The 11,371-nt window shown below is 69.1% G+C and carries 9 protein-coding genes; 4 read left to right on the top strand and 5 right to left on the bottom strand.

The features are described 5' to 3' along the window. Positions 1-219 precede the first annotated feature (219 nt). Complete coding sequence (locus IT306_15400; protein ID MCC7369812.1) at positions 220-1,476, top strand: hypothetical protein; 1,257 nt, start codon at positions 220-222, stop codon at positions 1,474-1,476. Here the strand turns inward: IT306_15400 and IT306_15395 are convergent. Beyond that, on the bottom strand, positions 1,466-3,085 hold the full coding sequence (locus IT306_15395; protein ID MCC7369811.1) for a M1 family metallopeptidase: 1,620 nt from the start codon (positions 3,083-3,085) through the stop codon (positions 1,466-1,468). The genes IT306_15400 and IT306_15395 overlap by 11 nt on opposite strands. Positions 3,086-3,426: 341 nt before the next feature. Here IT306_15395 and IT306_15390 point away from each other — a divergent pair, with 341 nt between their 5' ends. From IT306_15390 to IT306_15380, 3 genes are all read left to right on the top strand, one after another. Next, a complete protein-coding gene (locus IT306_15390; GenBank protein ID MCC7369810.1) occupies positions 3,427-3,897 on the top strand; it encodes a (2Fe-2S)-binding protein in 471 nt (156 codons plus the stop codon). A gap of 35 nt (positions 3,898-3,932) precedes the next feature. Next, positions 3,933-4,796: a xanthine dehydrogenase family protein subunit M gene (locus IT306_15385; GenBank protein MCC7369809.1), complete on the top strand. Its 864-nt coding sequence runs from the start codon at positions 3,933-3,935 to the stop codon at positions 4,794-4,796. A gap of 320 nt (positions 4,797-5,116) precedes the next feature. Beyond that, complete coding sequence (locus IT306_15380) at positions 5,117-5,677, top strand: YjbQ family protein (protein ID MCC7369808.1); 561 nt, start codon at positions 5,117-5,119, stop codon at positions 5,675-5,677. A gap of 213 nt (positions 5,678-5,890) precedes the next feature. Here IT306_15380 and IT306_15375 read toward each other — a convergent pair whose 3' ends face one another. From IT306_15375 to IT306_15360, 4 genes are all read right to left on the bottom strand, one after another. Next, positions 5,891-6,160, bottom strand: a complete 270-nt coding sequence (locus tag IT306_15375) for a 30S ribosomal protein S20 (GenBank protein ID MCC7369807.1) — start codon at positions 6,158-6,160, stop codon at positions 5,891-5,893. A gap of 172 nt (positions 6,161-6,332) precedes the next feature. Beyond that, entirely contained in the window at positions 6,333-8,027 is a 1,695-nt protein-coding gene (locus tag IT306_15370; GenBank protein ID MCC7369806.1) for a glycosyltransferase family 39 protein, read from the bottom strand. After that, on the bottom strand, positions 8,014-9,780 hold the full coding sequence (locus IT306_15365) for a response regulator (GenBank protein ID MCC7369805.1): 1,767 nt from the start codon (positions 9,778-9,780) through the stop codon (positions 8,014-8,016). The genes IT306_15370 and IT306_15365 overlap by 14 nt, the downstream gene beginning before the upstream one ends. Beyond that, a complete protein-coding gene (locus IT306_15360) occupies positions 9,777-10,658 on the bottom strand; it encodes a class F sortase (protein MCC7369804.1) in 882 nt (293 codons plus the stop codon). The genes IT306_15365 and IT306_15360 overlap by 4 nt, the downstream gene beginning before the upstream one ends. Between the last annotated feature and the right edge of the window lie 713 nt (positions 10,659-11,371).

The raw sequence follows: 11,371 nt of genomic DNA, 5'->3' as shown, positions 1-11,371 counted from the left end.
GTCGCTGCGCGACGGCCGTCGGGAACGGCCGGCACTGGTGCGACTGGCGCGTCGCGCAGCGACTGCAGGATGGTAGGCGGGGCTTTCAAGCCCCGACGCGGCGGCACGACGACATCAACATGCAATCCCCCTGGATGAAGGCCCACACATGGTGCATCCGCGTACGTCGCCCGGCTACACTCGCGTCAGCATCGGACTTCGGGCTGTGTGGGGCGGGTCATGCAGGATCGCGAACGCTCAGGTCGACCATCCGGCGGCGGTGCGCGTGGCGGCGCGGGCCGCCCGCCCGGCCGCCGGCCGATCTCGCCGCGCTCGCCACTTGAAGGCCGCCAGCTCTGGCGCATCGGCGACTGGGGCGGCGCCAGCGAACAGATCGGCAGGCAGTGGGAGCGGCTCGGTGCGCGGGCGCTGGAAGGGCTGATCGGCGTCGAACGGCTCGGCCCCGACGGTGCGCCGTACCTGCCGGTGCGCGCCATCGTCCTCCAGGCCGAGCCGGAGCTGGCCGCCCAGGTCCAGGCGAACGGCAAGACCCATGCTGATGCGATCCTCGTCGGCGCGCAGGGCGAGCGAAGCATCCTGGAGCCGGTCGACTTCAAGTGGACGCTGGAGACGGCGAATCCGCGACAGGTCGGTGCTGAGGTGCTTGCTGAGCTGCTCAACGAGCCGCCGCCGCTGCTGGCGACCCGCCTTGGCGAGGCGCTCGCCGGCACGCCTTCTCCCGAGCAGCCGGTCTACCACGACGGCATCTTCCTGGCGCCCGACCACGCCGAGAACCGCGCCCAGCTTGCGCCGCAGGGCCCGCTCGACGCCGAGTGGGCCGTGCTCTGCCAGGTCGATGCGACCGAGTTCTTCTCGCCACTGATCGGGTGGGATGTCGCGCTGGCGATGGCCCGCTCGGATTCGGCCTTCCTCGGGACTGTCGAGTCCAGCGAGCGCTACTACCGACTGGGAGCGGGCGTGCTCGGCGCGATCCGCCGACTCAGCTCCAGCGTCTTTGACGAGGCGTTGCCTGAGGTCGATGGCCCGGCTCGCCTCGCCGTGCTTCGCCGCGACCGACGCCTGACTACGACCGGCGAGGTCATCGCCTATTTCGACCGCGCGCTGACGGCTCGCTCCGAGGTCGTTGACCGCCTCAAGGACGTCGAGCGGGGAGCGTACCCCTACGGGCGATTCCGCGAGGATCTGGCAGCGCGCGGCGTCACGGTGGCAGGGAACCAGGATCGGCGGTGGTCCCGCGTGTACGGCTCGATCATGAAGGTGCTGGCCGCCGAGCTGCGGGCGCAGGGCCGGGAGCTGCGCGTGCCACACCGAACGGACCTTGACGTGCTGGCCTTGCTCGAAGCTGGGAAGGCCGGCTGGCTCGCTCGCGGCCGCGCGATGCTCGACGAGCGCCTGGCCAGTCGGCCGGATCCCGAACCGCCCGCCGAGCAGCCGCCCGGCGAGCAGCCGCCCGCGTCCGACGCCGCTACCGACTGACCTCAACCCGCCGGGTCCGCTCGAACAGCACGTTCTCGTGGTCCCAGACCCGGACCAGCAGGACGTACTGGCCGGCTTCGACGCCCGCGAGATCGAGCGTGAGGTTGTTGGTCGGGCCGTCAGCCAGGATGCGTGAATCGAGCAGCACCTGCACCCGCGTCACCGGAAACTCGGCTGCCACGAAGAGCGACGCTGTGCCCGTCCACGGCCCGTCCGGCGTGTCCACCGACCAGACACGCGGCGTCGTCGGCTGAAACGCCCCGTAGCTCAGGTAGGCGGCGATCAGCGGGTTGAGCGAGCTTGACGAAGCAGCCTGCGCCCGCTCCAGAAAGGCCCGTGGCGTACCGACTCGGTCACGGTGGGCGTCCACATGCTCGCGGAGCAGCCGCCAGAAGGCGGGATCGCCCAGCCGCTCGTGGAGCGCCTCCAGGAACCGCGCCCCGCGCCGATACACCACCCCAAAGTACGGCCCGTCCGATGGGAAGTCGTAGACGGTGCTGTCAACCGCGCCGCCGCTGCCGCCGGCAATCGTCCGTTCGTAGACGGCTGGCGCCAGGGCTGGTGCTTGCTCACGGTAGTAGGCGTAGGTGAGATAGGTCACGAACGCTTCGTCGAGCCAGGGATCCGCGATCTGGTCGTTGCCCACCAGCGAATAGAACCACTGGTGGAGCAGCTCGTGTAGGAACAGGCTGTCCAGGGCGCTGCCGGCCGGATCGGCGGGCAGACTGTAGCCGCGCGCCAGCACGATCAGGGTCGGGTACTCCAGGCCGCCGTAACTCGACGGAAGATCGGCGTCGGCGACGGTGAGCGTGGAGTACGGCAGCGGACCGAACTTGCCGGCGGCCCAGGTCAGCAAGTCCGCTCCCCGTGTGGCGTAGTAGGCGGCACGATCCTCGCCGAACGCCGCGACCTCGAGCGTGAGGTCTCCGACCTTCGCCCGGCGCACGGTGTACTCCGGCGAGATGGCGAGGGCGAAATCTCGGACCGATGCTCCGACGAAGCGGGAACGACGGCCGTCCTGCTCGACGCGCTCGCCCGTCGCCATGACGATGGCTGGCTCACTGGTCGTCACCGTCACGTCGAAGCCGGCCACCTCGCTGAAGGTGGCATCGCCCACGTCGATGAACGGCCGTCGGTCCCACTCTCCGCGATGCACGGTCAGCATCGGGAACCAGTACCCCATGGTGATGCCGCGCGGCGTCTTCGCCAGGCGGCCGGGCGTGTTCGGAATCTGCAAGCTGAAGGCCAGGTCGGCCTGGACCGTTGCGCCAGCGGCCAGCGGTTGGGGCAGTGGCAGCTCCAGGATGCTCCCATCCAGCCGGGGCGATACCGGCTGTCCGGCGACGGACGCCGATCTCAGGCTGAGGGAGCCGTCGGCGGCGGCTGGCGACCGGAACACCAGGCGCTCGAGTGGCGCGCCGACGTCGTTTCGGAGGCGGACGGTCTGCCCGACCTGGGCCGTCCCAGCGGCGATGTTGACGGATAGATCCATCCGGTAGGCGGCGGCCGGCGTGGGCGCGTCCGCCGCGACCGGGGCCGCGATGCCGACGCCCGGCGCGACAGCCACGCCGAGCATGCCGACGACGAGAAGCACCAGAAGCGCCGGCATGGCGGAGAGGCGCCGGTGTCTCACCTTGTCGGACCATCGCCGAATGCCGCTACCATGACGCCGATTGTGCTGGGCGCGCGGGTGGGGGAACAAGGCTCGGTCGGAGCCGGCAATCGCTCGGATTCTCCGGGGCAGGCCCGAAACGTCGAATTTGCTGGCCGAATTCGCTACCCTCAAAGGGCAACCCTGGCAGAATGTGCGTACTTGTCCTGAGGCAAGGTTGACAATCGCCGGGGCTACCCCTAGCATCCCCAGGATGCACACCGTCGTGCGTGCCCCACACACGCCGGCCGTGCCTGAGCGGTAGACTTCCACACACACACGCCACGGAGGGGACGCGGATGAACGTTGCCGTCACCGTCACGGTCAACGGTAAGACCTACCAGAGCGAGGTCGAGCCTCGCCTGCTGCTTGTCCACTACCTGCGCGACGTACTCGGGCTGACCGGCACACACGTCGGATGCGACACCAGCCAGTGCGGCGCGTGCACAGTCATCATGAACGGCGCGGCCGTGAAATCGTGCACCATCCTGGCCGTGCAGGCAGACGGCGCTGACCTCCAGACCATCGAAGGTCTGGCGAACGGCAGCGAGCTGCACCCGATCCAGAAGGGCTTCTGGGAAGAGCACGGCCTCCAGTGCGGGTTCTGCACGCCGGGCATGATCATGACCAGCGTCGACCTGCTGAAGAACAACCCGGCCCCCTCCGAGGAGGAGATCCGGCGCGGCATCGAGGGCAACCTCTGCCGCTGCACGGGCTACCAGAACATCGTCAAGGCGATCCAGTACGCCGCCAAGGAGATGGCCGGCTAAGGCTCTCGGAGCAGCCGGACGGAGGAGCGACAGGTATGTATCCCGCGCAATTTGACTACGTGGCCCCGGAGTCGCTGGACGAGGCGATCAAGCTGCTGGCCGAGAGCGGCGGCGACGCCAAGATCCTGGCGGGCGGCCACAGCCTGCTGCCGGCCATGAAGCTGCGGCTGGCCCAGCCGGCCAAGATCATCGATCTGCGGAAGGTGCCCGGTCTCAACGAGATCAGGGTCGATGCGAACGGCACGACCATCGGTGCGATGGTCACCCATGCCGACGTGGCCCGCTCGCCCGAGGTGCAGCGCGCGCTGCCGGCACTGGCCGAGGCGGCGGCGCTGGTGGGCGATCTCCAGGTGCGGAACCGTGGTACCCTCGGCGGCAGCCTCGCGCATGCCGACCCGGCCGGTGACCCGCCCGCGCCGTTCCTGGCGCTCGACGGCTCGGTGTTCGTCAAGGGGCCGAATGGCGAGCGGACGATCCCCGGGGGCGAGTTCTTCCTCGACATCCTGACGACGGCCCTCGCCGAGGACGAGATCGTCACGGCGGTCACGTTCCCCACCCTGGCCTCGGGGACGGGCACGGCCTACGTCAAGTTCGACCATCCGGCCTCGCACTACGCGTTGACGGGCGTCGCGGCGGCGGTCAAGCTGGCTGCCGATGGCACGGTCGGGAGCGTCAAGGTCGGCGTGACCGGCGTCGGCCCGAAGGCGTACCGCGCGACGGCCGTCGAGGAGGCCCTGGCGGGCAAGGGCGCCGACGCGATCGCCGCCGCCGCCGAGCACGCCGCCGACGGCATCGACTGCAACGACGACATCCATGCGTCCGCCGAGTACCGCGCGCACCTTGCCAAGGTGTTCACGCGGCGGGCGCTGCAGGCGGCGTTCTCGCGCGCCAGCAGCTGACCTCGGCGCCCGCTGCCCAGATCGGGGGCGAGCCTTTTGGGCTCGCCCCCGCTGCATGATCGCGGCGCAGCCAGAAGGCCGGGCCAGAGCCTGCCACTGCGGATCTCTGGCGTCAATTCGTGCGATAGCTGTACATTCTTGATGCAGGATCTGGACACGAAATCATCGGACGGCCGGCGAGTTGCTGTGCTACGATACTGGCGCCGAAGCAGACCTCCTCTTTAGCATCTCGCCCTTGCGAGCCTTTTTTCTGGCGTTGTCCCTCCGCTCGGCCCCCACTCTCCCCCAAACGATCTACGACATTCAGGAGCGCCCTGGACATGGTGTTGAATCCGTTGCCCCTGCCGCCTATCGATTCTGGCGCGGGCTTCGCCTGCTGGTCCGAATCGATTGAGTTGGTAACGACGACCGCGCCGGAGTTCATCGACCTGACAGAGCGGGTCGAGGACATCGTCGCTCGGTCGCCGGTGACGGAAGGCCTCGCCGTGGTCTTCTCGCGACACACTACCGCTGCGATTACGCTGAACGAGCTTGAGCCGCTCCTGCTCGAGGATATGGCCGAGTTTCTGGACCGGCTGGCGCCGAAGTCGCATCCGTACCGCCACAACGACTTCGACATTCGCACCGTGAACATGACCCCGGACGAGAGCCCGAACGGGCACTCGCACTGCCTGCAGCTGGCCCTCGGGTCGAGCCAGACGATTCCGATCCGCGATGGTCGGATGGTGCTCGGCCAGTGGCAGCGGATCTTCATGGTCGAGCTGGATCGCTCGCGGCCCCGTGAGGCCGTGGTGCAGACCTTCGGCCTGACGCTGCCGAGCCACCACGCACCCGTCGGGCTGCGCCGCAACGGCTCGCGGACCCGCGCGCGCGAGGCGTAGCGGGCGAGCGGTCGCCAGCACGACAAGCTGAACGAGAGCCCGGCCTTCTGGCCGGGCTCTCTACCTGTCTGGCGCTCGGTCCCTGGAAGGGTCGTGCAGCGTTGCAGAAGATGCATCTCAGCCAGGGCGCACGTGTGGATTGCGCTGGAATCGACGAAGCGGGCGGGGAACACCTCCCCGCCCGCTTCGTTGTGTCCGCTGGTGCGCGCTCGGTTAGCTGGCGGCAGCCGCCACGTTCAGCTTCTTCATCAGGCGCGACTTGCGGCGGGCGGCGTTCCGCTTGTGCAGGACGCCCTTCGACGCAGCCTTGTCCAGCCTGCTGATCGCGAGCACGACCAGCGACTGTGCCTCGTCGGCGGTGGCCACAATGCTGCGCTCGGCCTTGCGGATGAACGTCTTCACTGCCGACTTCACCGCGCGGTTCCGGAGCCGCTTCTTCTCGGCAACGCGGATCATCTTCTCGGCAGACTTCGTATTCGCCACGAACCGGCTCCTCCCGATGGCGACGGCGTTCTTGGTGAGCCGCCGCTCGCGCTGGTTCTGCGCCCACTGCATCGCGGTGGGCAGCATCGACTATCGTGTCCTGGGGACGTCCCCGCGAGTATACCGTAACCGAGAACCGAGCCGCGAATCCGCCGCCGCCCGGGCCGTCCGGCTACGTCCGCCAGAGTGCGCGCGTGTCGTAGATCCGGAAGCTGCCCAACGTCTGTACGGCCACGCCTTCGGCGGCCCAGGCGTCAAGGTCGGTGCGGTAGTCGCGGCGATCGCGGTCCCGCTGGTCGAGCAGGACAAAGGCGATGCGGTAGTCGGTCACGAACTGCCGCAGTCGCTCGGCGCTGAGCTTGGTTGGGAGCAGCGTCGAGGGCCGGCCGGTGAAGAACGTGTACGGCCAGGGCTGCCCGTGCGTCACCGGGTCGGTCGGCGCGGTGTTGGTCCGCAGCCACTCGTTGACGCGAGCCAGCTCGGCGTCTTCCGACCAGCGGGGCGGCCCGGTCCAGCGAAGACCGTCATCCACGCGGGGCTTGATCGACTCGTCGCCGTAGCGGAACTGATCGCGGTACTGCTCGCGCCAGGTCGGCAGCCACCACCAGCCGGCCACGGCCACCGCGAGCGCCAGCGGCACATGCTGGAGCCAGCGGGCCCGGGGCAGACGCCCGAGCATCACCCGCCCGATGGTCACCAGCCCGTACGCCGCGAACGGCAGCAACAGCAGCATGGACGGCAGTTGATAGCGCTCCTGAAAGTTGGCCCAGGTCAGGGCGTACATCAGAAAGCTGCCCAGCGCCAGGGCAGCCGGGATCAGCGCGCGGCGCGGGAAGGCCCGGAACGCTGCCGCCAGCCCCACGCCGACCCAGGCCGGCCAGAGCGGACGCAGCCATTCGCGGTCCCAGAACAGCAGCAGCGCGTAGTCGCGCACGTTCTCCTGGATGGCCGTCAGCACGAAGTCGAGGTTCTCCGAGATGAACGCTGCTGGCGTTGGCAGCTCGCGCCCGTAGCCGTTGCGGAGAACATCCGAGTCCTTGTGGACGGCGTACAGATACGACTGCCCTGAGTACGAGAGGGTGTCCTGCGTCACCAGACTGTAGAGCGAGATCGGGACGGCGAAGACCAGTACGCCCGCGACCAGCCAGCCGACTCCCGCCAGGGCAGCACGACGGTCGCGCGCCGCCAGCAGAACGGCCGGCAGCATCGCCGCGACGAGCGCCGCCGTGGTCGGGCGCGCGAGATAGCCGAGGCCCAGCAGCAGCCCGGCCGCGAGGTAGGGGCCGCGTCTGGCTGGCTCCGACGCCCGCACCACCAGCAAGGTGGCTCCGAGCAGCAGGGCGATAGTCACCGCCTCCGACATCGGCAGGACGAGCCGCGCCAGCACCACCGGGCTGATCGCCGCCAGCAGACCCGCCCCGATGCCGACCGCGCGCCCGAACAGCGCCCGCCCCAGCGCCGCCACCAGCCCGACTGACAGGCCAGCGAGCGCGGCGTTGACCATCTGGACCGCCCGGAGATCCAGCCCCAGCCCGAGAATCGCCGCGACCATCCAGGGGAACAGGGGCGGGCGCTCGGCCAGCCCGTGATGGAGGACGTCAGTTCCGCCGAAGTGGTACGCCTTGACGCCCAGGCGAAACCCCTCGCCGTTCAAGAGGCGGCGCGCCACATCCACGTACTCGACGACGTCAGGGTTGAGCTGTACGACGCGCACAGCCGGGGCCAACAGCAGGCAGAACGCCAGCAGACCGATCAGCGCCGAGTCGCACGACAGTGTTGCCGCCCAGCCAGCCGGACGTGTGCGGACAGGCTCCGGGGCCGCTGCTGACGGCACGCCCTGAGGCGTCGCACGATCAGCGGTCGTCACCCGCGCCAACCGTCGCGAGGGCGTTCGAGATCTCCTGTGCCAGCGCCTCGTTGGTGAATGGCTTGGTAATACACCCAAGGCAACCGGCCGCCCGCGCCGCATCGAGGTCGTTGTGCTCGTTGAGGGCGGTGATGGCCAGGATCGGGATGGCAGCGGTTGCGGGGGCAGCCTTGAGGCGGCGGGCCACCTCGAAGCCGCTCAGCCCGGGCATCCGGAGGTCGAGCAGAATCAGGTCCGGGCCGTCCTGGGCACGGTCGAGCGCCGCCAGACCGTTGTCGGCGGTGATGGTGGCCAGTCCCAGAACATCTTCGATGATCGAGCGGACCACCTCGCGATTGTCTGGCTCGTCGTCGACGATCAGGACCGTCTTGCGGTCGGCATCGTGGTGGCGCGCCGCGACGCCGGCCCCATCGCTGGCCGGATCGGCGTCTGGCGTCGGCCGTTCGGCAGCCGGTGCGACTGGCAGCGTGAAGGCGAAGGTGCTGCCCTGGCCTGACCCGGGGCTGCTCACGGCGACGCAGCCCCCGTGCCGTTCTACCAGGTGGCGCACGATGGCCAGCCCGAGACCGGTCCCGCCATAGTGCCGCCGCGAGCTGGAGTCCGCCTGGTGGAACCGGTTCCAGACCCGGTCGAGCTGCTCCTGCTGCACGCCGATGCCCGTGTCGATGACGGAGACCGTGGCCGTCTTGCCGTGCCGGTCAACGTGGACCGTTACGGTGCCATCCTTCGGCGTGAACTTCAAGGCGTTGTCGAGCAGGTTGAGCAGGATCTGGTGCAGGCGCTCGGGGTCGGCAGTGACGACCACGAGCCCGGCCGGCAGGTTCAGACGCAGTCCGACGCCCCGCCGCTCGGCGGCCTCGGTGACATCCGTCGTGGCGCGCCGCACGGCGTCGTGCAACGAGATCGCCTCCAGGTGCAGCACGATCTGACCGCTTTCGAGGCGGTTCACGTCCAGCAAGTCGTTGATGAGCGCCAGCAGCCGGTGCGCCGCTTTCTTGACGGCCCCCTGGTGTAGGGCCTGTCGCTCGTTGAGCGGCCCGTGGATCTCCCGTAGGAGCAGGTCGGTGTAGCCAATAATGGCCGTGAGCGGCGTCCGCAGCTCGTGGCTGATCATCGAGAGAAACTCGCCCTTGAGGCGGTCCACCTGTGCAAGCTCGGCGCTGACGCGCTCAACCTCAGCCCCGCGCGCCGCGCTCTCACGCGCGAGCTGCTCCACTTCGAGCGCCAGCGCTACGTGGTCCGCCATCAGGCCGAGCCGCTGGAGACGGGACGGTTCCAGCGACTGGAACTCGGCAAACCCGAGGCGAATCCCGCCGAACAGACGGCCAGAGGCGTCGAGGGGCAGCCACAGCACCATACAGTGGGAATCGGTCGCCCCCGGCGGCGAGGTCGTGGCGGCCGGTCGCTCCGACGGCGTCTCGCTCTGCCGAGGCGGGACGCTCTCGCCGAGGCTGGCGGCTCGAACGGTCAGACCGAAAGGAATGTCGGCCAGCACCGTCGCGCCGACATCATCCGCCGCGTCGGCCAGTCCGTGCGCGTGGCGCACCGTGAGCTGACCAGCATCGTCGGCCACGACCACCACCCCATCGGCGGCCCCTGCCAGCGTCATCGCCCGTTCGAGAAGGACCGCGATGCGATTCGCGGCTCCCTGCCCGCGCATGGCCAAGTGGGGCAGCGGCTGGGTGCGCGCGTCGAGCATCTGCTCGGCGCTGGCCGGCTGGCCTCCGCCCGGCCGCGCCCCGGAGTCGATCACGGCAGGGCGCTCTCGGCGGCCCGGGCTGTGGCATCGTTGCGTTGCCAGTCGGTCAGCCGGCTCGTCACGATGAGCCGGTCGCTGAATGTCCGCGATTTCGTGTCGAACTCGCCGCCGCAGGTGATGAGCGTGAGCATCGGGTTTGGCGACTGCGACATCACCTCGATGTTGTTCGGCTTCACGAGCTTCACGTCGTCGACGGTGTAGGTGAAGTGCCCATCGGCCGTCACGACCTGAACCTCGTCGCCAATGTTCACCTTGTAGAGGTTCCGGAAGACGTTTCCTTCCGCGATGGTCACGACGTGCCCCGAGATGACCGCGTTGCCCTGCGCGCCGACCGGCGACATCTCGCGGTACTGCACGGCGATGAACGGGACCGTCTGCCATTCAAGCTGACCCTGTTTGTTGGTGATGACGCCGCCTTCGGTGACGTCAGTCGCCAGGTCGATAGTCGGGATCTCAAGGTGCGTCGCCATGCCGGGCCGGGGCCGCGTGCCCCAGTACGGGCGGTCGTCGGCGTCCGCCACGGGCATCGGCGTCGCGTAGACCCATTCGGCCGGCGGCGCGAGCATCGCCCCGGTGACGGGGCGCAGGGTCGGCTTCGCGGTGACGACGTTCTGTGTCGCACGGGTGGGGGCGGGCCGCATCGTGGGAACGGCGGTTGGCCCGGTCGAGAGCGTCGGCGTCGGCGGGGCCGGCGTGGCCGTCGGACGCGGCTGTTCGAGCGCCACCGGCTTCGGCACGACCACCTTGCTGCCCGGCGTCAACTCAAAGTAGGTCGCAACCGAGTACGCCAGGAACAGGACGCCGGACGTCAGGAGCAGCCCGCCGAGGATGGTGGAGAGTCCCCAGGGGAGACGCGTTGGTGACCCCGCCAATCGTCACAGCCTCTTGAGGAAGTCTCAGTACCGTCGATGTTACCACATGACCGACCCGCGACCGACCGATCAGTCGGTTTTGCAGCGGGACCGATGGCTGGCGGCTCTCCAGGGCGATTGCATGTTCATTGGTGTCCCCGAAGCATCATGGAACGGGCGGTCGGGGACTGAAGTCCCCGCCTACCGTCACGCCGTCGCTGCGCGACGGCCGCAGGGAACGGCCGGCACTGGTGCGACCGGGGCGTCGCGCAGCGACTGCAGGATGGTAGGCGGGGCTTTCAAGCCCCGACGCGGCGGCACGACGCGCTCAACAGACGATTGCACTGGTAGCAGCATCAGGGCGATTGCCTGTTCATTGGTATCCCCGAAGCATCATGGAACGGGCGGTCGGGGACTGAAGTCCCCGCCTACAGTCACACCGTCGCTGCGCGACGGCCGCCGGGAACGGCTGGGGCTGGCGAGCCTGGAGCGTCGCGCAGCGACTGCAGGATCGTAGGCGGGGCTTTCAAGCCCCGACGCGGCGGCGCGACGACATCAACATGCAATCGCCCTGTGCGGCTCTCGGAAAGCCTTGCCCGGTTCCGAGGGGCGACCTATACTCCCGAATTGGCCACCGCTCCCGAGTGGGAGCCTTCTGCCGAGGCAGGCTATGTGGAGAGCCGCCTCCCGTCTCTTGTTGGCGTGGCTTCGCCTGCTCCGCGTCGATGCTCCAG

It is taken from the genome of Chloroflexota bacterium, assembly GCA_020850535.1.
Classification (GTDB): Bacteria; Chloroflexota; UBA6077; order UBA6077; family JACCZL01; genus JADZEM01.
The sequence above is the reverse complement of the archived record's forward strand: the minus strand, read 5'-3'. Positions and strand labels throughout refer to the sequence as shown.